The 20,240-nt window shown below is 62.1% G+C and carries 17 protein-coding genes, 1 tRNA gene and 1 pseudogene; 18 read left to right on the forward strand and 1 reads right to left on the reverse strand.

Annotated features, from left to right (window positions below):
- Window positions 1–138: 138 nt before the first annotated feature.
- From QQL87_RS15045 to QQL87_RS15090, 10 genes are all read left to right on the forward strand, one after another.
- Window positions 139–1,107, forward strand: coding sequence for a sensor histidine kinase (locus tag QQL87_RS15045; protein ID WP_284422099.1), 969 nt, complete (start codon window positions 139–141; stop codon window positions 1,105–1,107).
- 190 nt (window positions 1,108–1,297) lie between these two features.
- Window positions 1,298–3,076, forward strand: coding sequence for a putative bifunctional diguanylate cyclase/phosphodiesterase (locus QQL87_RS15050; RefSeq protein WP_284422100.1), 1,779 nt, complete (start codon window positions 1,298–1,300; stop codon window positions 3,074–3,076).
- Window positions 3,077–3,216: 140 nt separating this feature from the next.
- Window positions 3,217–4,425, forward strand: coding sequence for a substrate-binding domain-containing protein (locus QQL87_RS15055; protein ID WP_502871172.1), 1,209 nt, complete (start codon window positions 3,217–3,219; stop codon window positions 4,423–4,425).
- A gap of 64 nt (window positions 4,426–4,489) precedes the next feature.
- Window positions 4,490–5,254 carry an ABC transporter ATP-binding protein gene (locus QQL87_RS15060; protein WP_284422101.1) on the forward strand — a complete coding sequence of 255 codons (765 nt, stop codon included), beginning with the start codon at window positions 4,490–4,492 and terminating at the stop codon, window positions 5,252–5,254.
- Complete coding sequence (locus tag QQL87_RS15065) at window positions 5,251–5,973, forward strand: ABC transporter ATP-binding protein (protein ID WP_284422102.1); 723 nt, start codon at window positions 5,251–5,253, stop codon at window positions 5,971–5,973. Before QQL87_RS15060 ends, QQL87_RS15065 begins: the two co-directional genes overlap by 4 nt.
- Window positions 5,970–6,980 carry a branched-chain amino acid ABC transporter permease gene (locus QQL87_RS15070; RefSeq protein WP_284422103.1) on the forward strand — a complete coding sequence of 337 codons (1,011 nt, stop codon included), beginning with the start codon at window positions 5,970–5,972 and terminating at the stop codon, window positions 6,978–6,980. Before QQL87_RS15065 ends, QQL87_RS15070 begins: the two co-directional genes overlap by 4 nt.
- Window positions 6,977–8,047, forward strand: a complete 1,071-nt coding sequence (locus QQL87_RS15075) for a branched-chain amino acid ABC transporter permease (RefSeq protein ID WP_284422104.1) — start codon at window positions 6,977–6,979, stop codon at window positions 8,045–8,047. Before QQL87_RS15070 ends, QQL87_RS15075 begins: the two co-directional genes overlap by 4 nt.
- Window positions 8,048–8,251: 204 nt before the next feature.
- A complete protein-coding gene (locus QQL87_RS15080; protein WP_284422105.1) occupies window positions 8,252–11,356 on the forward strand; it encodes a bifunctional diguanylate cyclase/phosphodiesterase in 3,105 nt (1,034 codons plus the stop codon).
- Window positions 11,357–11,500: 144 nt separating this feature from the next.
- Window positions 11,501–11,905, forward strand: a complete 405-nt coding sequence (locus tag QQL87_RS15085; protein WP_284422106.1) for a YccF domain-containing protein — start codon at window positions 11,501–11,503, stop codon at window positions 11,903–11,905.
- 300 nt (window positions 11,906–12,205) lie between these two features.
- Window positions 12,206–12,282: transfer RNA gene (locus QQL87_RS15090), tRNA-Arg, on the forward strand.
- A gap of 186 nt (window positions 12,283–12,468) precedes the next feature.
- Here the strand turns inward: QQL87_RS15090 and QQL87_RS15095 are convergent.
- Window positions 12,469–12,705 (reverse strand): helix-turn-helix domain-containing protein, encoded by a 237-nt coding sequence (locus QQL87_RS15095; RefSeq protein ID WP_284422107.1) that lies wholly within the window; start codon window positions 12,703–12,705, stop codon window positions 12,469–12,471.
- Between the two features lie 176 nt (window positions 12,706–12,881).
- Between QQL87_RS15095 and QQL87_RS15100 the strand changes: the two genes are divergently transcribed.
- The 8 genes and pseudogenes from QQL87_RS15100 (at window position 12,882) to QQL87_RS15135 (ending at window position 20,114) form a co-directional block, all read left to right on the forward strand.
- The gene (locus QQL87_RS15100; RefSeq protein ID WP_284422108.1) at window positions 12,882–13,364 is read left to right on the forward strand and encodes a hypothetical protein; all 483 of its coding nucleotides are present in this window, start codon (window positions 12,882–12,884) and stop codon (window positions 13,362–13,364) included.
- Between the two features lie 54 nt (window positions 13,365–13,418).
- A complete protein-coding gene (locus tag QQL87_RS15105; protein ID WP_284422109.1) occupies window positions 13,419–13,598 on the forward strand; it encodes a hypothetical protein in 180 nt (59 codons plus the stop codon).
- Window positions 13,599–14,677: 1,079 nt separating this feature from the next.
- Window positions 14,678–15,535 (forward strand): N-acetylmuramoyl-L-alanine amidase family protein, encoded by an 858-nt coding sequence (locus QQL87_RS15110; protein ID WP_284422110.1) that lies wholly within the window; start codon window positions 14,678–14,680, stop codon window positions 15,533–15,535.
- A gap of 294 nt (window positions 15,536–15,829) precedes the next feature.
- Complete coding sequence (locus QQL87_RS15115; protein ID WP_284422111.1) at window positions 15,830–16,075, forward strand: hypothetical protein; 246 nt, start codon at window positions 15,830–15,832, stop codon at window positions 16,073–16,075.
- A gap of 171 nt (window positions 16,076–16,246) precedes the next feature.
- Window positions 16,247–16,351, forward strand: coding sequence for a hypothetical protein (locus tag QQL87_RS15120; RefSeq protein WP_284422112.1), 105 nt, complete (start codon window positions 16,247–16,249; stop codon window positions 16,349–16,351).
- A gap of 191 nt (window positions 16,352–16,542) precedes the next feature.
- Window positions 16,543–16,857 (forward strand): annotated as a pseudogene (locus QQL87_RS37325) (IS66 family transposase); the annotation flags it as partial.
- Window positions 16,858–17,481: 624 nt separating this feature from the next.
- The gene (locus QQL87_RS15130) at window positions 17,482–19,251 is read left to right on the forward strand and encodes a caspase family protein (protein ID WP_284422114.1); all 1,770 of its coding nucleotides are present in this window, start codon (window positions 17,482–17,484) and stop codon (window positions 19,249–19,251) included.
- Window positions 19,248–20,114, forward strand: a complete 867-nt coding sequence (locus QQL87_RS15135; protein ID WP_284422115.1) for a hypothetical protein — start codon at window positions 19,248–19,250, stop codon at window positions 20,112–20,114. Before QQL87_RS15130 ends, QQL87_RS15135 begins: the two co-directional genes overlap by 4 nt.
- The last annotated feature ends 126 nt before the right edge of the window (window positions 20,115–20,240 follow it).

Below are 20,240 nucleotides of genomic sequence, written 5' to 3' on the forward strand. Positions count from 1 at the left end.
GGAATAATATCGCGCCGAGTTCCGCCGCGGAACCATCATCCAGCGCACTGAATTGCAACACAAGCAAGACGGCCTCCACGAACCGGACAAATTACCGCCATCGCGGCCTTAATTTGGTTGCGCGCATGAGGCTCATGGATGGCCATGACGCGACTCATCGACGACATCAAGCAGATCTGGCGTGGCGAGCGGCAGCCTTCCCTGACCTGGAGCTGCGTGTTTGCAGCGTTCTGCCTGCTCGTCGCCACCGCCTTCCGCTTCGGCATGGCGCAGCTGCGGCCGGACGTGTTCTTCACGCCCTATACGCCGGCCGTGTTCTTCGCCACGGCGATGGGCGGATCGGGCATCGGCTGGGCTACCGCGATCCTTGGTGCAGCGCTGGGGCTGGCTCTCGATTTCGGCGGCGGTCCGGTCGATGCGGCGCGGCTCACGCTGATGGCGCTGTATCTCGCGGTATCGGGGCTGGTGATCTGGGGCGTCAACCACTATCGCGGCCTTGCCACCAAGCAGCGCGAGATCGCGCGGCGCCTGACCGAGGAGGAGCAGTATCGCAAGCTCGTGGTCGACGAGTTGCACCACCGGCTCAAGAACAAGACCTCGACCATTCACGCCGTGCTGCATCAGGTGCTGTACGACCAGCCGCAGGTCTGGACCCGCATCGACCAGCGCATCCGCGCGCTGGCGAGCGCCGACGATCTGATCGCCCGCGCCGACGGACAGGGCTGCGACCTGAAGGATCTGCTGATGTCGGAGCTCGGGCCCTATGGCCATGCGCGCTTCGCGCTCAATGGCGATCCGCTGTTCCTGCCTGCCAAGCTCGCCGTCAGCCTGGCGCTGATCTTCCACGAGCTTGCGACCAACGCCGGCAAATACGGCGCCTTCACCGCGCCGCGCGGCTTCGTGCAGGTGTCATGGATGATGCAGGGCGACCGGCTCAAGCTGAGCTGGGACGAGGCCGAGGGCCCGCCGGCCGGTCCGGTCGGCAGGCCCGGCTTCGGCACCAAGCTGCTGAAAGCGGCGCTGTCGTCGTTCGATGGCCAGACCGAGACCACCTATCTCGCGACGGGTCTTCACTGCACCATGCAATGCCGCGTGCCGCCGAGCTGACGGGTCGGCCGCCGCCCGCTCCAGCCTACGACTTTCGACGCATGCGCGCGCCCGGTTCTCGGCCGAAATTGAGGATCCGTTAATGACGCCGCGGCACAAAGCTCCACAATCTCTGGGACTTGGCTTGCGCGTTCCGTGTTTCTACGTAGCGCTTAACTAAAATGAAGCCGGAACTTCTCACAATCGGCGCATGTATAGCAGCGACCGATTCAACTTTTCCACCGAGGCCCCCGACGGGCTGGGCTCGACCGAGGCCGAACTGCGCTTCCTGCGCGGCATCCTCAGCCAGCTCCCGTCGGGCGTCACGGTGCAGGACGAGCACGGCCGCTTTCTCCTCGTCAACGACACTGCCGCCGTCCAGCTCGGCGCTGCCGCCAACAGCGTCGACGGCGTGTCGGCGCCCCATCTCGATCTCAGGCGCACCGCCTGCCGCGAGATCATCGGCCGGGGGCGCACCGTGATCGCCGAGGAGAAGGTCGCGGGCGAGCGCGGCCCGCAGACGCTGCTGACGGCGCATCGGCCGGTGCGGATCGGCGACCAGCCCGTGCTGATTTCGAGCTCCGCCGACATCACCGAGCAGAAGGAGTTCGAGGACCAGCTGTTCCGCGCCGCTTATTACGACGAGCTGACCGGCCTGCCGATGCGCCGCGTGGTAGAGCATCGCGCCGACAATCTGGTCCGGCGCGGCCGCGTCGACGGACGCTTTGCGCTGGCCTTCCTCGATCTCGACAATTTCAAGTACATCAACGACTATTACGGCCACGCCACCGGCGACGCGCTGCTGGTCGAGTTCGCCAAGCGGATCAGCCGCGACCTGCGCGATTCCGACCTGCTGTCGCGCATCAGCGGCGACGAATTCCTGCTGCTGCTGCATCCGATCGAGCGCGCCGAAGAGGTCGCCGAATTCCTGCAGAGCCTGCTCGATCGCCTGAACGCGCCGTTCTTCATCGATGGCGCCGAGGTGTTCGCCTCCGCGTCCGTCGGCGTCAGCCTGTTCCCCGAGCACGGCGCGAGCTACGACATCCTGCGCCAGAACGCCGATCTCGCGATGTATCGCGTCAAGAACGGCGGCAAGGGCACGCTCGCCTTCTTCTCCAGCGCGATGGAGCACGAGGCGCTGGCGCGCATGAAGGTCGAGCAGTCGCTGCGGCTCGCCATTCTCGAGAAGCGCTTCTGCTGCGCGTTCCAGGCCAAGGTCGATATCCGCACCGAGGAGATCAAGGGCATCGAGGCGCTGGTGCGGCTGCGCGACAATGAGGGCGTGATCCAGGCGCCCGGGTCCTTCATCAATCTCGCCGTCGAGCTCGGCCTGATCGACGAGCTCGCCCATCTCGTGCTCGACGAGATCGTCAAGTCGATCGACCTGATCAACGACACCTTCGGACACGAGGCGACGATCAGCGTCAACGTCGCGGCCAAGCAGGCGTCGAATCCGGATTTCATGCAGCCGTTCGCGCGGGCGCTCGAGGCCACCGGCTTCCCGAAGCGGTTCATGGTCGAGGTCACCGAGGACGCGTTCGTGACCCGCAGCCACTTCCAGGACGAGATCGTGCCGCTGCTGCGCGGGATCGGCGTCGGCATCTCGATCGACGATTTCGGCATCGGCTATTCGTCGCTGTCGGCGCTCGCCGACATCACCGCCGACGAGATCAAGATCGACCGCTCCTTCATCACCGACATTCACAAGCGGCCGCGCAGCCAGGGCATTTTGCGCGCGATCGAATCCTTGAGCGAGGCGCTCGGCATGACCGTGATCGCCGAGGGCATCGAGTCGTTCGAGGAGCTCGCTTATCTGCAGGCCGCGACCAAGATCCGCTATGCGCAGGGCTACTACTTCTCGCGCCCGATCTTCCTGGAGGAGCTGAAGCCGGCGATTCCGCTTGCAAGCGAAGCGCGCATGAGCCTCGCCAGTCGCGCGGTGCAGGAAAATCGCCAGGCCTATGCACGCAGCAGCCGCTATCGGCGCTGAATTCCGTTCGGGAGGCCACGCCCACCTATCAGCGCAAAGTATGAGCCGTCACGGACTGCCTCCGAAAGCGCCTTGACCCGGCCCGAGCCTGCACACTATCAGTTGCAGACAACAGCCGCCGGTAGCTGGGAGGAAGGCTCGTGAAAACGTCACAGATACTCAAAAGCCCTGTTTTCAAAGGTATCGTTTCATCACTGACTGCAGCCCTGCTGGCCACCGCCGCCCAGGCCGACGATCTGAAAATCGCTCTCATCTACGGCAAGACGGGCCCGCTCGAGGCCTACGCCAAGCAGACCGAAGCCGGCCTCCGCCTGGGTTTCGAATATGCCACCAAGGGCACCAACACGATCGACGGCCGCAAGATCGTCATCATCACCAAGGACGACCAGGGCAAGCCGGACCTGTCGAAGGCCGCGCTGTCGGAGGCCTATCAGGATGACGGCGCGGACATCGCGATCGGCACGACCTCCTCAGCCGCGGCGCTGGCCGATCTCCCGGTGGCCGAAGAGAACAAGAAGATCCTGATCGTCGAGCCGGCGGTGGCCGACCAGATCACCGGCGAAAAGTGGAACCGCTACATCTTCCGCACCGGCCGCAACTCCTCGCAGGACGCCATCTCCAACGCGGTCGCGATCGGCAAGCCGGGCGTCACGGTCGCCACGCTGGCGCAGGACTATGCCTTCGGCCGCGACGGTATCGCCGCCTTCAAGGAGGCGCTGGCCAAGACCGGAGCGACGCTGGCGGCTGAAGAATATGTGCCGACCAGCACGACCGATTTCACCGCCGTCGCCCAGCGTCTGTTCGACGTGCTGAAGGACAAGCCGGGTCGGAAGTTCATCTGGGTGCTGTGGGCCGGCGGCGGCAATCCGCCAGGCAAGCTGCAGGACATGGATCCCAAGCGCTACGGCATCGAGATTTCCACGGGTGGCAACATCCTCGCAGCGCTCGCTGCCTATAAGCAGCTGCCCGGCATGGAAGGCGCTACGTATTACTATTACGACATTCCCAAGAACCCCGTGAACGACTGGCTGGTGGCCGAGCACCAGAAGCGCTTCAATTCGCCGCCCGACCTGTTCACCGCCGGCGGCTTCTCGGCGGCAATGGCCGTCGTCGCTGCGGTGACCAAGGCCAAGTCGACCGACACCGAGAAGCTGATCACGGCGATGGAGGGCCTGGAGTTCGAGACGCCGAAGGGCAAGATGATCTTCCGGAAAGAAGATCACCAGGCGCTGCAAAGCATGTATCACTTCCGCGTCAAGGTCGATCCGAACCTCGCCTGGGCCGTCAACGAGCCGGTGCGCGAGATCAAGATCGAGGAGATGGATATCCCGATCCGCAACAAGCGCTAGACGAGTCAATCCGTGCCCGGCCCATCGCGCCGGGCACGTCCATTTTGGAAGTCATGCTGACGATATGACCCTCACTCTCGAAACCCGCGACCTGACCATCCGCTTCGGCGGCCATGTCGCGGTCAACAGCGTCAGCTGCAGCTTCCGGCCCGGCGAGCTGACCGCGATCGTCGGCCCCAACGGCGCCGGCAAGACCACCTATTTCAACCTGATCTCCGGCCAGCTCGCGGCGTCCTCGGGCACCATCCTGTTCGGCGGCCGCGACATCACCGGCCTCTCGGCGCCGCTGCGCACGCGCGCGGGGCTGGGGCGCGCGTTCCAGCTGACCAATCTGTTCCCCAATCTCAGCGTCGAGGAGAACGTCCGCCTCGCCGTCCAGGCGCAGAGCGGCGTGCATTACGATCTGCTCCGTCCCTGGATGGCGCGCCGTGACCTGATTGCGCGGGCAGACGCGATCCTCGATCAGGTCGCACTCGGCAGCCGGCGCGGCGTCACCGCAACCACATTGTCGCATGGCGACCAGCGCAAGCTCGAAGTCGCGCTGATGATGGCGCTGCAGCCCGATGTCTTCATGTTCGACGAGCCGACCGCCGGCATGAGCATCGACGAGGTGCCGGTCGTGCTCGACCTCATCGGCAAGCTCAAGCAGGACAGGAGCAAGATCATCCTGCTGGTCGAGCACAAGATGGACGTCGTGCGCTCGCTCGCCGACCGCATCATCGTGCTTCACAATGGACAATTGGTCGCGGACGGCAAGCCTGCAGAGGTGATCGCCTCGCCGATCGTGCAGGAAGCCTATCTCGGCGTCTCACCCCGGAGCGCGGCATGAGCGCATTGCTGAAGCTCACCGGCGTCGAGACCTATATCGGCCGCTATCACATCCTGCAGGGCGTCGATTTCGAGGTGCCCGAGGGCCAGACCACGATGCTGCTCGGGCGCAACGGCGCCGGCAAGACCACGACCTTACGCACGATCATGGGGCTGTGGCAGGCCAAGGCCGGCACCATCTCGCTCGCCGGCGAGGCCATCGAGAAGCTTTCGACGCCGGACATCGCGCAGCGCGGCGTCGGCTACGTCCCCGAAAGCATGGCGGTGTTCTCCGACCTCACCGTCAAGGAGAATCTGGTGCTGGCGGCGCGCAACGGACCGCTCGATGACGCCCAGCTCGCCTGGATCTTCGGCTTTTTCCCCGCGCTCAAGAAATTCTGGCTGTCCCGCGCCGGCAGCCTGTCCGGCGGGCAGAAGCAGATGCTGTCGATCGCGCGCGCGATCGTCGAACCGCGCAAGCTGCTTTTGATCGACGAGCCGACCAAGGGCCTCGCACCGGCGATCGTGATGTCGCTGATCGAGTGCCTGAAGGAGATCAAGCGGCGTGGTGCCACCATCCTGCTGGTCGAGCAGAATTTTCATGCCGCGCGCGAGCTCGGCGACCAGGTGCTGGTGATGGACAACGGCACCATCGTCCATCGCGGCGCGATGGCTGCGCTGGCCGCCGACGTGCCGATGCAGGAGCGCCTGCTCGGCCTCAGCCTGGAGGCGCATCAATGAGCGAGATCGCTGCAACCGACGCGCTGCCGAAGCCGAAGCGCGACATCGCGCCGCTGCTGCTGCCGGCCGTACTGGCGCTCCTGATGATCCCGCTCATCGGCTCGGCGAGCTCCTGGGTCACACTGACGGTCGCGAGCCTCGCGATGGGCATGATGATCTTCATCATGGCCTCCGGCCTGACGCTGGTGTTCGGCCTGATGGACGTGCTCAATTTCGGTCACGGCGCCTTCATCGCCGTCGGCGCCTATGTGGCGACCGTGGTGCTGCTGCCGCTGGCGAGCTGGGCGCAAGCCGATTCGCTGCTGACCAATCTCGCGGTCCTCCTGCCGGCAGCGCTGCTGTCGATGGGCGTGACCGGTGCGCTCGGCCTCGTCGTCGAGCGCGTGCTGGTGCTGCCGGTCTATGGCCAGCACCTCAAGCAGATTCTGATGACCACCGGCGGCCTCATCGTGGCCGAGCAGACGCTGTATGCGCTGTTCGGCCCGCAGATCATTCCACTGCCGCTGCCCACGGCGTTGCGGGGCTCCTTCATCATCGGCGACGTCGCGATCTCCAAATACCGGTTGCTGGCGATGCTGGTCGGCTTCGCGATCTTCGTCGCCATCGAGCTGGTGCTGAACCGCACCAAGATCGGGCTGCTGATCCGCGCCGGCGTCGAGAACCGCGAGATGGTGGAGGCGCTCGGCTATCGCATCCGCCGCCTGTTTCTCGGCGTGTTCATGACCGGCTCGGCGCTCGCCGGCCTCGGCGGCGTGATGTGGGGGCTCTACCGCGAGCAGGTGCATGCCTCGATCGGCGATGAGCTCACCGTGCTCGTCTTCATCGTCGTCATCATCGGTGGGCTCGGCTCGATCACCGGCTGCTTCATCGGCGCGATCCTGGTCGCGATGGTCGCCAATTACGGCGGCTTCCTGGTGCCCAAGCTCGCCCTCGTCTCCAACATCCTGCTGATGGTCGCCGTGCTGATGTGGCGGCCGCGCGGCCTCTATGCGGTGACCAGCCGATGATGCTCCTGTCCGGCGATCCACCCCGCAGCCGCGCGCTGTCGATCCTGCTCGTCGTCATCATCCTGGCGCTGCTGGCGACGCCCTTCATCTTCCCCGGCGCCAAGGCGCTCAACGTCGCCGCAAAAATCTGCATCTTCGCGGCACTGGTCGCGTCCTACGATCTGCTGCTCGGCTACACCGGCTCGGTGTCGTTCGCGCATACGATGTTCTACGGCATCGGCTCCTATGCGATCGCGATCGCGCTTTATGGGCTCGGTCCGAACTGGACCTCGGTCGCCGCCGCCGTCGCGGCCGGGCTGCCGCTTGCACTGCTGCTGGCGCTCGCGATCGGGCTGTTTTCGCTGCGCGTCGAAGCGATCTTCTTTGCCATGATCACGCTTGCGGTCGCCTCGGCGTTCCTCGTTCTGGCCTCGCAACTGTCGTGGCTGACCGGCGGCGAGGACGGCCGCAGCTTCCAGCTGCCCGAGCTGCTGCGCCCCGGCACTGTGTTCATCGGCAAGGAATGGTTCGGCTTCCCCATCAACGGCCGCATCCTGACCTATTACCTGGTGCTGTCGGCCTGCGCGCTGATGATCCTGGCGCTGCTGCGCGTCGTGAACTCGCCGTTCGGCCGCGTGCTGCAGGCGATCCGCGAGAACCGGTTTCGCGCCGAGGCGCTCGGCTATCGCACCGTCTTCCATCTCACTTACGCCAATTGCATCGCGGCCGTCATCGCCGCCGGCGCGGGGATGCTGAATGCGCTGTGGCTGCGCTATGCCGGGCCGGATACCTCGCTGTCGTTCTCGATCATGCTCGACATCCTGCTGATGGTCGTGATCGGCGGCATGGGCACCATCTACGGCGCGATCATCGGTGCGGCGATCTTCATCCTCGCGCAGAACTATCTGCAGGCCCTGATGAGCATCGCCTCCACCGCCGCGGCCGACGCCGGGCTGCCGTTGCTGCCCGGCCTGCTGCACCCCGATCGCTGGCTGCTGTGGCTGGGCCTGCTGTTCATCGCCAGCGTCTACTTCTTCCCGACCGGCGTGGTGGGCCGCCTGCGCAACAAGCCGGGTGCCTCACGCTGAGCTGCGATTACGCTTAAATCTTTATGCAGCCGGCCGATCAAGCCCGCCACGACGCGGTATTCGAATGCAGAAACCCTCGGTTGCAGCGAAGTTTCCGCGTCCGCTTAAGCCACGGCTAACCGCGTTTCCTAACCGCTCCGGTACCAGTGCCTTGCTATCAAGCCTGCTGGCAGCACGTCATTTCCTTCCCGGGTCGATCAAGGCATGCAGGGCGCATCAGACACGTCAGAAGCCGGCGGGACCGAGCCGGAACGGATTGGCACGTCTCTCTGGCGCGGTCCGGTGCCGTGGCTGATCGCATGCGGCACGCTGCTGATTGCGGCCATCGTCGTCGGCACGATCGTCATGGCCAGCGGCTTTCGGGCGCGCACGATCGCCAACAATGAGCGCGAGCTCGAGAATACCGTCCTGCTGCTGAGCCGGCATTTCGCTCAGCAGTTCGAGGACGCCGAGACCGCGGTGTCCCACGCAATCCGCCGGATGCAGCTCGGACCCATTTCCTCGCCGGAGGCGTTCCGGTCCCGGATGGCGCAGCCCGACATCCGCGAGATGCTGCAGTCGCAGGTCAACGGCCTGTCCTATATGGGCGATCTGACGATCATCGACGCCGACGGCAATTTCGTGAACTGGTCGTCCAACGACCCGCTGCCGGGCATCAACGTCACGGACCGCTCCTACTTCAGGGATCTGCAGTCGACATCACAGCCCGACGCCTTCGTCATCCTGCCGGTCGTCAGCCGCGTCACCAGCGGCTGGGCGACCATCGTGGCGCATCGCCTCAGCGGCGCCAACGGCCAGTTCCTCGGCCTGCTGACGCGGCGGGTCGATCCGCACACCTACGAGATGTTTTTGGAGTCGATGGCACTCGGCAAGGGCGCCTCGATCACGCTGTTCCACACCGATGGCGCCGTCCTGGCGCGTTATCCGCACATCGAATCCCTGATGGGCGCCAGGATCGGCGATGACGAATTGCTCAAGGGCGTCCCCGACAATGGTGCGGGCACCAGTCTGCTCACGAGTCCGGTCGACAATTTGGAGAAGATCGCCGCAAGCGCCAGGATCGGCCGCTTCCCGCTGATCGTCTCCGCAAACCGAGCCGTCGACGATGCGCTGGCCGACTGGCGATCGCAGATGGTGCTGCTGGTCGCGGCGGCCATGCTCGCCGTCCTGGTCATCGCCGTGATGTTCAGCCTCATGATCCGGCAGATCGTGCGGCAGAACCGGATCGCGAGGAGACAGCTCGAAGCCGAGAAACAGCGGGTCGAGACCGCGCTCGACAACATGACCCTGGGACTGATCTCGTTCGACGCGGACGCCCGCGTCGCGATGTTCAACCAGCGCTTCATCGACCTGCTCGGCCTGTCCAGCGACGTGATCAAGCCCGGCATCCACCTCGGCGAGGTCGTCGCGCATTGCAAGGCGCGCGGGGCATTCGACGGCGACGTGACGGATTTCTGCGCTGATGTCCTCGACAGGGCCAACGCGGGCGGCACGTCGCAGATGGTCGCAGAGGGAAGCCGGGGCCGCTTCTTCAACGTCATCGACAAGCCGCTGGCCTCCGGCGGCTGGGTGACGACGATCGAGGACATCAGCGAGCGTCGCAGGCTCGAGCAGGAGCGAGACCGCAACCATGCGTTCCTGCGCACGATCATCGATCACATCCCTTCTCATATCATGGTCAAGGATGTCCGCGACCGTCGTTATGTTCTGGTCAATCAGTCGACGGAGCAGCGCTTCGGCATGCCGCGCGACGAGATCGTCGGCAAGACGGCCTTCGACCTGCTGCCCAGATCGACGGCCGAGAAGGTCACCGCCGACGACGATCGCGCACTGGAGCAGTCGGACGGGCTGTTCCTTGGCGAGCATCCCTGGCAGACGCCGGCGCTGGGACTGCGCTACATCACCTCGCGCCGCATCACCGTCGCCGATGAGGCCCACCGGCCGCGCTACCTGATCAACGTGATCGAGGACACGACAGAGCGGCGGCTGGCCGACGAGAAGATCGCCCATCTCGCCCATTTCGACGCGTTGACGGAGTTGCCCAACCGCGTGCTGTTCCGCGAGCGCATCGACGAGGAGCTCGAGCGCGCGCGCCACGGCACCTTCTTTGCCCTGCTCTATATCGACGTCGACGAATTCAAGGGCATCAATGATTCCCTCGGACATCACGTCGGTGACGAGCTGCTGAAGACCATCGCGCGCCGGATCGAGAGCTGTCTCGGGCCGGAGGACATGGTGGCCAGGCTCGGCGGCGACGAGTTCGCGGTGCTGCTCACCACCGTCGCGGACCAGGACGAGGTCATCGTGACCGTCACGAAGATCCTGGAGACGATCCGCCAGCCGTATCGCTGCCTCGGCCACCAGCTGTCGACCGATGCCAGCATCGGTATCGCGCTGGCGCCGCGCGACGGTGTCGAGCGCGACCAGGTGACCAAGCACGCGGACCTCGCGATGTACGCCGCCAAGGCCGGCGGCCGCCGCACCTTCCGCTTCTTCGAACCGTCGATGGACGAAAGTGCGCGGGCCAGGCTGCAGCTGCAACAGGATCTGCGTCGCGCGATCGCGGAAAGCGAGTTCGAGCTGCATTATCAGCCGCTGCTCGGCTTTACCCAGAACATCATGACCGGCTGCGAGGCGCTGCTGCGCTGGCGCCATCCGGAGCGCGGCATGGTGCCGCCGCTCGACTTCATCCCGCTCGCCGAGGACACCGGGCTCATCAACGAGATCGGCGACTGGGTGATGCGCACCGCTTGCGCCGAAGCCGCGAGCTGGCCGTCCGACATCCGGATCGCCGTGAACGTCTCGCCGGTGCAGCTGAAATCTCCGACCCTGGCGCTGCGGATCGCCGGCGCGCTGTCGGCCGCAGGCCTTGCGCCCGAGCGGCTCGAGATCGAGATCACCGAGGCGGTGCTGATCAGCGACGATGACGTCGCACTCAGCGTCCTGCACCAATTGCACGACATGGGCGTGCGGATTGCGCTGGACGATTTCGGCACCGGCTATTCCTCGCTCAGCTATCTGAAGCGGTTCCCGTTCGACAAGATCAAGATCGACCGCTGCTTCGTCAGCGACCTCGGTGCCGGCAGCTCCTCGGCCATCGTCCAGGCGGTGGTGAGCATCGCGGCGGCCAGCAACATGACGACCACCGCCGAGGGCGTCGAGACCGGAGCGCAGCAATCGGCGCTGCGCCAGCTCGGCTGCACCGAGATGCAGGGCTATCTGTTCAGCGCGCCGAAGCCGGCCGCCGAGCTGCGCAAGCTGTTCGCGCGGGAGGCAGCGGCGAAAGAGGACCTCCAGGCTGCCGGCTGACCCGGCAGCCGGCCATCCGCATCGCGCCGTGCCCCAATCGGGTGCGCCGAACCGCCTCAGCCGGCAGGCCTGCGCCTTAGCCACCACCTTTGGCTCCTGCCGAAGACGACCTATATAAGCGTCGTCGGAACCCTCAGGTGGCCCATGCAACCCGTCTCACTGCTTCTCAACGTGCTCTGGATCGTGCTCGGCGGCGCCTATATGGCGTTCGGCTGGCTGGTCGCTGCCGTGGTGATGGCCATCACCATCGTCGGCCTGCCCTGGGCGCGCGCCGCCTTCAACATCGCGGCCTACACGCTGCTGCCGTTCGGCTCGCGCGCCGTCCGCCGCGACGAGGTTTCCGGCATGGAGGACATCGGAACCGGCGTTCTCGGCCTGCTCGGCAACATCATCTGGTTCGTGCTGGCCGGCTGGTGGCTCGCGCTCGGCCACCTCATCACGGCGGTCGCGCTGGCCGTGACCATCATCGGCCTGCCCTTCGCCTGGGCCCACCTCAAGCTGGCCGGACTCGCGCTCTGGCCGATCGGCAAGACGATCGTGCCGGCCTGATTCGGCCGCCAGCGCGATGTGCCATCCAGCCGACGGGATCCCGCCCCCGTCGGCGGTGCCGCTAGCCCCCCGGACCGGCTTGTTCAAGGCCGTTGCCGACCACGAGGCAATCGGCTAAACGGATTTCCGTACGCACCCGTAGCTCAGCTGGATAGAGCGTTGCCCTCCGAAGGCAGATGTCAAGCTGTTTTGCGGCAGTGTGAAAGTAAAAAGTCACTTGGGTTTCAGACACTTAAGAAATCGGCGCGGATCGCTTCACAGCCACGAAGTTTCCGCGTAAGCACTGCGTAAGCAGCGCAGGCACCCGTAGCTCAGCTGGATAGAGCGTCGCCCTCCGAAGGCGAAGGCCACACGTTCGAATCGTGTCGGGTGCGCCACCCAATCAGCTCATATTGCGGGCTCGGGAAGAGCTCGGGACACGTTCTTCGCAGCCACGGATCAGATTTGCGTTCAGCGCCAAAGGTGCCTTCGGCGAATTGGATTTGATCGTCAGAAGCCAAAGCGATGTGCTCGAATTGCCACGCCATTTAATGGGGCAAGGGCTACATTGATCTGGGGGCTGGTTAGGCCTTCGGGCTCTTGAGCCTCACGCCTTCGCCTTTTTGGTCCGCATCAAGAAATTCTATGCCGGCTTTGACCAAAGCTTCCTGAACGGCCTGCACCGTACTTATCCGCGAATCCACGACGCCGCCCTCGAGCCTTGCGACGGCGTTCAGGGACACGATCGCCTTGTCCGCGAGTTGCTGCTGGGACCAGCCAAGCAACGCTCTAGCAGCCCGAATTTGTCGAGAGGTGACCATGAGATCACCATCGACAGCCCTAGCAAAAGCGCCACTATAAGGTTATAAATACACCTCTTAAGGGTATTATCTACCCGTATAGAGACGAAATCTCATGTGGATAGCCTTGAGAATTCCGAGCTGACCGTCTGCGCAATTTCGGGTGCATGTTGCCGTTCATTGAGGATACCTGAGCAATGAAGCCCCTCTCTTCCCAACAGTCTTTCGAGTCTCAGACCAAAGTCGGTTCTCACTCTGGCCACCGCGACGGCGACAATCCGAACAATGCCTGTAGCCGATCAACTTCAGACCTCGCCAAAAATCGACGGGCAACCGACGACGATTTCGGCTTGCTCGTATTGGGCAAGCAGCTCGAAGAGGCTCTGGGCAAGATACGATCCTTGTACGACCCGGCATCACCAGATCATCTCGATCGAATTGAAACCATGCTCGCCGATCTAGCGCCCGTAGAACAGGCCATTATGGGCACACCGGCACGAACGATAGCCGGCTTGGGCGTGAAAGCTCGCCATGCAGCCTACGTCGTTTCAGAATATTGGGATACGCCGCTTGATCAGAACGACTGGCACGCTCGGGCTGTTCGTTCCTTGATCGAAGCGGTTTGCGAGGTGGCATCCGTTCCATATTCCTTCGAGCCGAATCCAACAGAAGAGAACTAATGACGCCGTACAAATTTTGTTGCTGATCAACTTTCGATGGAAGGATTGGAGCGAATGAGCATCGTATCCATCATGGCCGCGATCCTCGAAGAGGAGTTGCGAGAACATGGCATTCGCGGACTAACCAAACTCGACCGCGAAACGATTGTTCACAGCATGATTGAACGCACGGCCGAACTCGAAGCAGACATCAAACAGCGTCATCTGGAATCACGCCTCGATGATCAGGACTGAGGGACTGCTGGCGTGTTGCGGACCGCTTCCGAGGATAGAGGAGAGAGCGGACCGATGATGGACTGCAAAAGACTGTCGGCTGGAGTCGGCTTTTTTGAAGGTTTTCCGCCGCTGCCAAAACCGATGGCGGAGAGGGGAGTCCGCGCAAACAAATCTAATCTAAATGTAGAATCAATCGGTTAGCTTGATACTATCGTCGGCTGCCCGCGACGCTACCCCTATCCGAACCGCGGATTGCGCCGGAGAACGGGGGACGATTACGGCTGAACTACGACGGCCGATCACGCGCCAGCTTACAAGGCACATTGGGAGATTTCGCGGTGAACAAATCCGCTTTTCCTATCGGCGCCAGAGCATCACGACCTGCTGCCCTTCCGCCGCGAAAGGTTGCCAGTGCAAACCGCCTCCATGGTTGCGATGCCGAGCCTGCTGGATGCGCGACCAGTTCTGAACGAAACGCTGTTTTTTGACCTGGACGACACTAGGCGCGGGCTCGCCGGCCGCCGACTACAAGAACGACCGGCCGTACTCATCGGTGGCCTATCAGACCCCTGCGTAGACGCGGACCTCAACGCAACGCGCCATCGGCTAGAAGATCCCGACCAGCTCCGCCTCCACCGTTGCTCTACCGGGACCGCTCGGCACAACAGGGCTCTAAATGCTACTGGATGACACTTCGGTGGCAGGTCACCGCCTTGAACCAAATCGAGAATATGTCTGCCAAGCGGCGTGAAATATGAATTTCCCTCAATTGGTTGTGTGACTATCGAACTGGCGGCCCCACGGAGTTACCCCTCAGGGTCCCGAGGATTCACTCGAGCAGCACTTAGAGGGACTTCACAATCGCTAGCCGTCGACGCTCAATCGTTTTAGTGCTGAGACGCCGGTTCCCCATCGCTTCGCAAAACTTCGGACCGCCAGCATTGCCCCAACGATGATCTTAATGTGCTCGCGGCTCGACGCTAGTGCCACCATCGTCGCGGCGATTCCACAGAACGGCAATTCTATCCACACCCGCACGACCAATGATCTTACAGAGCAGGGGTGCTAGATATGTTGTTTCAGGTGCAAACGGATGGATGGACCATCCGTTTCTTAACGAACGGACTATCGACTCCGTGGAGGCGCATATGCGCGTAATACAATGGGCCCTCGTGTTCCCACTGATGATCCCGCTTCTGTTGTCGCCTTGCCAGGTCGTGCTCGCGGCTAGCTGCAGTTCGAGAGCGACAGAGGACATCGTCATCGCGATCGACGTGGGACACATCGCGCGCCAGCCGCTGCAACAATGTCAACGAGGTAAAGTATGCAGCTGGGGAGAAACAAGCGCCCGCGGCGTGCCCGAATATGATTTTAATATCAAGCTTGCAACGCGAGTTAGCGATGAACTGATCAGCGAAGGTTTTCGTTCCACACGCCTCTTGATCCCTAGAGTGGGAACTACTCTCGCCCAAAGGGCGGATCTCGCTAACGCAATGAATGCCAATGTATTCATTTCTGTTCATCATGACGGCATCAACGACGATTATCTTAACAAGTGGACGTACGGCGGCCAAACACTCTACTTCTTCGATCAATCGAATGGGTTCTCCCTTCACGTCGCGCCGAGCAATCCAAAATACCTCGAGAGCTTGGAGCTAGCGCGCTTAATCGCGGATCAATTGATTGAGAAAGGTTTGAACTTTAACCGGATTCATGAGGCCTGGAAGCCATGGGGAGCAAGGAAACCCTATGCGGATTCTACCCGGGGAATCTACAAGCGAGACGACTTGGCCTTGCTTCGCGCGCTAAAAATGCCGGCAGTGCTGCTGGAGGGCGGCGTAATCGTTAACCGAGACGAGGAGCTACTGATTGCGACGCCTGCATACCAAGTAAATATCGCTTCTGCTGTCGCGAACGCCATCACGGAATTCTGTCGGCCTCGGAAAACTCTCTAGGCACACGGTAGTTCGCGTCGCCTCCAACGCGCTTAACATCCGATCTGGCGGTCACGCAGCCCAATTCTCAGCGCCACCCTTGTATGGAAATCATGGCTGCGGCGGCCAGCGGTCTCTAACCCATCATTTACAAGCCAAGAGGCGTGTAACCGACGCGACCTTCAGCGAAGCCGACCACGCGCGGTCATTTTGTGCCAGCCGAAAGGACGCTGTGACGTAAGCTCCAGGTGACGGCCGGCTTACTCCGGAGGTGCCGCTTGGAGAAGCCATAGGACTAGTCCTGGAGCTGGTCCGATGACGAAGGCGGAAGTGGAAGTGATCACGTCGGAGCGCCGCCGGCGGTATTGGCCGCAGGCGGCCGAGGAGCCGATTGTGGCTGCGACGCTTCAGCCCGGAGCGACGATCCTCGGGGGCGCACGGGCGTTCGGTGTGCATGCCTGCCAGGTGTTTCGCCGGCGACAACAGCTGTGCAGCCAGGAGGCAATTCGGTTCGGCTTTCCGGCGGTGAAAGATCGCTGCCCATCCGCACGCAGCCGCTAATTTTGCGCATGGGCTGATCGAGATCGAATGCGGGTCCGGGACACGGATCCGGATCAACGGCGCGGCTTATGGCGCGATGGGACCGCGGTGATTGCGGCGCTCCAGGCGGGTTCGCGATGACGATCCCGATCCCCTCCGGCACCCAGGTCTGGCTTGCGCCGGCATACCGACATGCGCAGGGGCTTCGACGGCCTTGCCCTGCTGGTCCAGGAGACATTGAAGCGCGATCCGCATGGCGACCATGCGCGGCGCAGTTTCTTCGAGTCGCGGGATTAAGAAAGGCGCCGATCGCGATCGAAGCGATCGCCAAGATCGATGGGTCGTTCGCGTTCGAGCGCGAGATCAATGGCCAGCGGCACACGAGCGCGCCGCTATACGCAACCAACGCAGCACCCGCTGGTCGGCGCGGCCCACGCCTTCCTGCACGAGCGCCGCGCCAAGTTCTCCGAAGAGCGAGACCGCCGATCGACTACAACCTCAAACGCTGGGAGGCGTTCACGCGCTACTTGACGACGGAACGCTGTGCATGTCCAACAACGCAGCCGGCGCGAGCTGCGCCCCGCGGCTGTCGGCCGCAAGAACTGGACCTTCGTCGGCTCCGACGACGGCGGCCGCTGCGCTGCTGCGATCTACTCCCTGATCCAGACCGCGAAGCTCAATAATGTCGATCTCAAGCGTGGCTGGCCGACGTGCTCGCCAGACGGCCGGATATCCGGCCAGCAAAGGTCACCGACCTGCTGCCCTGCAACTGGAAGATCGCCGAAGCGTCGGCTGGCGCCTGATCAAACGGGTCAAGCCTCAAACCCGCGCCGCCGCTCAATTGGCGGTCTTCACCGGATGCGTACGCCGTGACCTCTCGTCGACCACGTCGGACTACCATCGGCCGGCTCGCACCATTGGAAGTTCTCCCATCGGTAGCAGGGCGCACTTCGGGTGGCAGCACGGTCACGTATGGCATCTTACCCAGCAAGAGCACGTCCCCCCCCCCGAGTTGATCCAACTTCTCTACCTTAGGTCCTGCACCCGCTCAAAACGTCGGCGCTGCCCCGCAGTCCAATCTACCTGGGTACTCAGCACAACTCCCCCGATCCGCTACGCGAAATCGACAGCCGCGCTGAAGAACGCGCCGACGGGATCAATCGCAACGCTGCTTTTCGACTTATGCGCCACGCGCGAGGCGGAGTCGCAGCCGGCCGGCTGTCGTCGAAACCAAAGGACAGTGACGTTACGCTTTCATTTCTCAGCAGAGAGCCACCTTACAGATCATGGCGGCTCGTCGAGAAGGCGCCGCCCTCAGGGCGCCTCAAGACACTCCTTGCTTCGGCCAAAGAGGCTCATTTTGGGTTGCAGCCCTGATTTAACATGATCTATCGTTGCGTGAACGGCGACGGAATTGAGGAGACGTCATGCCTAGGAAGCGTGGAGCCGTGGTCATAGGGGTCAATAAGACAGGCGCTCTACCGGTCCTTAAGGCGTCTGCAAGCGGCGCGGAAGCTTTTGGCAAGTGGTTGGCCACTGAGGGATTCGAGGTGGTCATCATAACCGACCAGACTGAACCCGTAGTGCCTCGTCAAATCGCAGAAGCGATCCAGGGATTTATCGGAACCGGCACTTTCGAGCAACTCGTCATCTATTTCTCAGGCCACGGATACTGGAAAAACGATTCTGAGATTTGGCTCCTTAGCGGCGCACCAGCCGACGCCAACGCTGCGATCAGTTGGGCGGAAACGGCCGAGTTCGCAAAAGATTGTGGGATACCAAGCGTCGTGATCATCTCAGACGCCTGTCGCACGATTCCGGACACGCCTCGAGCTCTCAAGGTGCGAGGCACTATCGTCTTCCCAAATGAAGATATCCAGCGGAAGCGCGCAAAGGTCGATAAGTTCATGGCAGCAGCGCAAGGTGCTTCTGCTTTCGAAGCCCCGATCGGCAAAGAAGGTCTTATAACGAACGTGTTCACGCACTGCTTCCTGCAGGCGTTTGAGAGACCAGACGCCGACATGATTCGTGAAATCGTAGAAGATGGCCGTTCTATTAGCATAATCCCGAACCGCAACCTCGGTAAGTACCTTGAGCGTGAGGTGCCATCGCTCCTGGCTAACATAGATGTCCGTTTGAGCCAGTTACCGGATGCGGAAGTTCTTTCTGACGACACGGTCTATATCGGCACTGCAAAAGCGAAGCCGGCACCCGCGGATTGGAGTGGCGACATCGCCGATGTCGCTCCCGCTACGCAGGTTCTTCACGTGCGGGAGGTCGCGTCCCTTGCTCTAAGTCACGCGCTAGGGATGCGAGGGACCGAAATGATCGAGGATGCACGACCATTCTCGACTGCTGCGGCCAAGCCGTTCAAGCATGTCCTCGCAACGCTCGGAGCGCTCTCACCTAGCATCCATCCCTCCGTGACCACATCCGGATTCGTAATCATAGGTGCAGCAATCTCTGACGCCATAGTTGCAACCGGCGAGCGGCCCAAACTCAGCTCGTTGGGAGATGTAAGGGGTCCAAACGCGATTTCAATTGGCACACCACGGACCGGCGGCTGCACTGTTGTGATTAGGTTCACAAACGGCTACGGCACAGCATTGGCGGCATTGAACGGATATGTCGGTCACGTAATCGTGGACGGCAGAAAAGTTGTAAACGTCAGTTATATCCCGGCCCAAAATAGCCCTCGCTGGGTCGACTATAGCCATCGACGGCAGAGATTGGATCGGTTGAGGGCTGTGGTCGCTGCTGCTGCGCAGTTTGGCGTGTTTCGCCTGAACGAGACACCACATGCTAGCGAACTTGCCGAGCGAATTCGCGTTGGGGAGGGGCTCGATCCAACCGCAGCTTTGTATGCGGCATACGCCTATTCTGAAGCCGATCGCCGCGACGATATCTCTTTTGTTCTCGACTGTATGACCGGCGACTTGCGAAGCAAGTTGTTCGATGTCGCGATGCTGGCGAGACGAATTGCCGAACAGGATCCTGGCAACTCGGCGATCGTGCCATTCTGTCCAATGCTGACGCAAGGCTGGAACTTCTTGCGCGCGCGACGCATCGTACTCCCTGAAGTTCTCGATCATGCCCAAGATGAACTCGAACCCGCGCTATGGACTACATTCACTCCGTCTCGAACGCAGGCGATTATTGACGCGATCCAGCACGGCAGACTTGGAGAACTTCAATGAGAGTTCTGTTTGTGCACGGCCGCAGCCAAGAACATAACAATCCTGAAACGCTGAAAGCGAAATGGCTTGAGGCGCTGAACAACGGACTTAATAAGGCCGGATTGGCGTTGCCCGCTGGCGTCGTGTTCGATTTTCCTTTCTATGGGGATCGCCTCGACCACTTCGTTCGTCAGTTTGAGTTGCCGGCCGACCCGGCTATTGCTCCCAAAGGGAGTCCGGCATTCGACGAGTACGCCGAGTTTCGACGGCAAATCGCTAATGAAATGCGGCTCCGCGTCGGAATTAGCGATGCAGAGGTGCAAGCCCAGCTAGGATCAGCGCCGGCGGAAAAAGGGCTGCAAAACTGGAAATGGGTGCAAGCCATCGTTCGTCTTATCGATCGTCGCATAACGACGATATCGCAAGGCACAATTGAGGTCTTCATGCGCGACGTTTTTCTATACACGCAGCGCGATTCGGTCCGAAACGCGATCGATAGTATCGTAGCGGATCTACTTGCCCAAGAAACGTCGGTTGTCGTGGGACATTCCCTTGGGAGCGTTGTCGCTTACAACGTTCTTAAGGCGCGGTTCACTCCGCTTCCGGCTTACGTGACAGTAGGCTCCCCCCTTGCGATTCGAGCGATCCGAAAATCAGTGACACCTATCTCAAACCCGTTCGGCATCAATGGATGGTACAACGCTTACGATCCTCGTGACATCGTTTCTTTGTATCCGCTTGACACCAACAATTTCGACGTAGACCCATCGATTATCAATATTGGCACCGTCAACAACTACACCGACAATAGGCACGGGATCACAGGATATCTTGACGATGCAAATGTAGCGAAAGCTATCTGGCTTGGGCTGCACCGAGTGTGAGGCGGCGGCTGTTCTCGCGCAACTAGCGTTCCCTTCTGAACCAGCGTCAAAGTGAGACATCCGAGAACGCCTCCTTAGCCTGCACGAAGGCAATGGAAGCATACTTTAGCCTGCCGATAGGCACGG

This window comes from Bradyrhizobium sp. SSBR45G (genome assembly GCF_030159255.1).
Classification (GTDB): domain Bacteria; phylum Pseudomonadota; class Alphaproteobacteria; order Rhizobiales; family Xanthobacteraceae; genus Bradyrhizobium.

What these genes read in the sequence shown, in the direction of transcription:
- QQL87_RS15075 (WP_284422104.1), top strand. Translation starts at nt 6,977, where the DNA reads ATGATGCTCCTGTCCGGCGATCCACCCCGCAGCCGCGCGCTGTCGATC.
- QQL87_RS15095 (WP_284422107.1), bottom strand. Translation starts at nt 12,705, where the DNA reads ATGGTCACCTCTCGACAAATTCGGGCTGCTAGAGCGTTGCTTGGCTGG.
- QQL87_RS15045 (WP_284422099.1), top strand. Translation starts at nt 139, where the DNA reads ATGGCCATGACGCGACTCATCGACGACATCAAGCAGATCTGGCGTGGC.
- QQL87_RS15070 (WP_284422103.1), top strand. Translation starts at nt 5,970, where the DNA reads ATGAGCGAGATCGCTGCAACCGACGCGCTGCCGAAGCCGAAGCGCGAC.
- QQL87_RS15130 (WP_284422114.1), top strand. Translation starts at nt 17,482, where the DNA reads ATGCCTAGGAAGCGTGGAGCCGTGGTCATAGGGGTCAATAAGACAGGC.
- QQL87_RS15060 (WP_284422101.1), top strand. Translation starts at nt 4,490, where the DNA reads ATGACCCTCACTCTCGAAACCCGCGACCTGACCATCCGCTTCGGCGGC.
- QQL87_RS15120 (WP_284422112.1), top strand. Translation starts at nt 16,247, where the DNA reads ATGCGCAGGGGCTTCGACGGCCTTGCCCTGCTGGTCCAGGAGACATTG.
- QQL87_RS15065 (WP_284422102.1), top strand. Translation starts at nt 5,251, where the DNA reads ATGAGCGCATTGCTGAAGCTCACCGGCGTCGAGACCTATATCGGCCGC.
- QQL87_RS15080 (WP_284422105.1), top strand. Translation starts at nt 8,252, where the DNA reads ATGCAGGGCGCATCAGACACGTCAGAAGCCGGCGGGACCGAGCCGGAA.
- QQL87_RS15085 (WP_284422106.1), top strand. Translation starts at nt 11,501, where the DNA reads ATGCAACCCGTCTCACTGCTTCTCAACGTGCTCTGGATCGTGCTCGGC.
- QQL87_RS15105 (WP_284422109.1), top strand. Translation starts at nt 13,419, where the DNA reads ATGAGCATCGTATCCATCATGGCCGCGATCCTCGAAGAGGAGTTGCGA.
- QQL87_RS15100 (WP_284422108.1), top strand. Translation starts at nt 12,882, where the DNA reads ATGAAGCCCCTCTCTTCCCAACAGTCTTTCGAGTCTCAGACCAAAGTC.
- QQL87_RS15115 (WP_284422111.1), top strand. Translation starts at nt 15,830, where the DNA reads ATGACGAAGGCGGAAGTGGAAGTGATCACGTCGGAGCGCCGCCGGCGG.
- QQL87_RS15135 (WP_284422115.1), top strand. Translation starts at nt 19,248, where the DNA reads ATGAGAGTTCTGTTTGTGCACGGCCGCAGCCAAGAACATAACAATCCT.
- QQL87_RS15110 (WP_284422110.1), top strand. Translation starts at nt 14,678, where the DNA reads ATGGACCATCCGTTTCTTAACGAACGGACTATCGACTCCGTGGAGGCG.
- QQL87_RS15050 (WP_284422100.1), top strand. Translation starts at nt 1,298, where the DNA reads ATGTATAGCAGCGACCGATTCAACTTTTCCACCGAGGCCCCCGACGGG.